At 71.3% G+C, this 1,873-nt stretch carries 1 protein-coding gene and 1 pseudogene; both read right to left on the bottom strand.

The features are described from left to right. A partial coding sequence (locus AOK08_RS38380; RefSeq protein ID WP_241827282.1) for an amidase family protein occupies window positions 1-651 on the bottom strand: 651 nt, incomplete at its 3' end. A gap of 144 nt (window positions 652-795) precedes the next feature. Next, a pseudogene (locus AOK08_RS38375) lies at window positions 796-1,430 on the bottom strand (M28 family peptidase); the annotation flags it as partial. Window positions 1,431-1,873 lie beyond the last annotated feature (443 nt).

The following is a 1,873-nucleotide window of genomic DNA, read 5'->3' as shown; positions in this document are numbered from 1 at the left end:
CCCGCAGACCCCGCGCTCGTCGGCTTCGCTCACGCATCGCCAGTACGCCCGTAGGTCCGCCGCCCGCCGCGCGACCGCTCCCGCCGCGCTCAGGCCCGTCCGGTCGGGATGCGGGAGGCGTCCGTTCGTCGACTTGAGGCCGAACACCCCGCACCAGGCGGCCGGGATACGTATGGACCCGGCCCCGTCGGCGCCGGTCGCGAGCGGAACCAGGCCCGCCGCCACCGCCGCCGCGGCCCCGGCTGACGAACCGCCCGGCACCCGGTCCGCCCGCCAGGGGTTGACCGTCCGCCCATCGGCCCCAAGTCCCCATGTCTGCCAGGGGGTTCCGGCCCCGGGCGCGGGCACGGACGTGGCGCCCACCGCCACGCACCCGGCGGCGGTCAGCCGTACCGCGTCCGCCGCCCGCTCCCCGTACCGCCCCTTCACCGCGAACGGAACGCCGGCGAGCGGCAGCCGCTCACCGGCGGTGACCCGTACGTCGACCTCGCGTGCCCGCCGTACCGCCGCCTCGCCCCACACCTCCGCGAACGCGCACAACTCCGGTTCCACGGCGGCGATCCGCGCGAGCGCGGCCCTGACGACCTCGACGGCCGTCACCTCCCGTGCCCGGACGGCGGCGGCGATCTCCGCCACCGGAAGATCCGTCATACGGTCGCCTCCTGTTCCTGGCCGCGACACGCGGCCCTGTCGCGCCGCCGCCGCGAAACACGGCGGGGACGGCCAACCCGGCGGGAGCGCCGACCAGTTGACCGTCCCCTTTGACCAGCCTCGGTGAAAGGCGCGCGTGGGCTGTTACTCCGACAGCTTCCACACCGCGTACGCGGCCGCGTCGCTGTTGCGGTCGAGGGCGGTGTCGTTGATGTTGGCCGCGGTGTCGCAGGCCGAGTGGTAGCAGCGGTCGAACCGCTGGCCGGACGTACCGCCCCACTTGGCCGCCTGCGCCGCCGTCTTGGTGTAGTCGGCGCCGCTGAACAGACCGCCGACGGGGATGCCCACGTTGTCGAAGGGCGCGTGGTCGGAGCGGCCGTCGCCCTCGGTCTCGATCTCGGTCGGGACGCCGATGGTGGCGTAGTAGTCCTTGAAGGTCCGCTCGATCGTCGGGTCGTCGTCGTAGACGAAGTAGCCGGGGTTCGGCGAGCCGATCATGTCGAAGTTGAGGTAACCCTTGATGCGCGAACGGTTCGCGGAGGAGAGGCTGTTGACGTAGTTCTTCGATCCGATCATGCCCATCTCCTCCGCCCCCCACCAGGCGAATCTCAGGTGCTTGGTCGGCTGGTACTGGGCGCGCGAGACGGCGAGCGCGATCTCCAGGATGGCGGCCGAGCCACTGCCGTTGTCGTTGATGCCAGGGCCGGCCTTGACGCTGTCGAGGTGCGAACCGGACATGATCACCTGGTTGGGGTCGCCGCCGGGCCAGTCGGCGATCANNGCCGGCGAGCACGCTGACGGCCACGGCGATGGCCGCGGTGCGTCCGGGAACCGAGAGCTTCATGTGGGGGGCTCCGAATTCCTTGGGAATCACTGGGATTCCACAGTGGATGGGTGCCTGGATGGTGAAGCTCTGGCTAACGGTTCGTCAAGGGCGCTATCTGTGCAGGGAGTTCGCATTCCGGACGAACATGGACATGGACATGACTAGTTTGAACATGGCTAGTGGGCGCAATATTCGTTCCCTGGCCGGCTTCCAGTGCACAGGGGTGGGCTCGGGGGCGGGAGTGGGGGCGTCGTGTGCGGGTGCCTGCGTCATGGGAACCACTTATGGCGGGCACCGCCGACAACGGCCCGCCGCCGCCCGCGACGGCCGCGCACCCGTGGTACGCCCGCCACCGCCACCGCGCCCGCGCCCGCTGGCAGCGGCGGACGTCCTGCT

It is taken from the genome of Streptomyces graminilatus, assembly GCF_001418565.1.
GTDB classification, from domain to species: domain Bacteria; phylum Actinomycetota; class Actinomycetes; order Streptomycetales; family Streptomycetaceae; genus Streptomyces; species Streptomyces graminilatus.
Note: the sequence above shows the minus strand (reverse complement) of the source record. Positions and strands in the feature narration are given on the sequence as shown.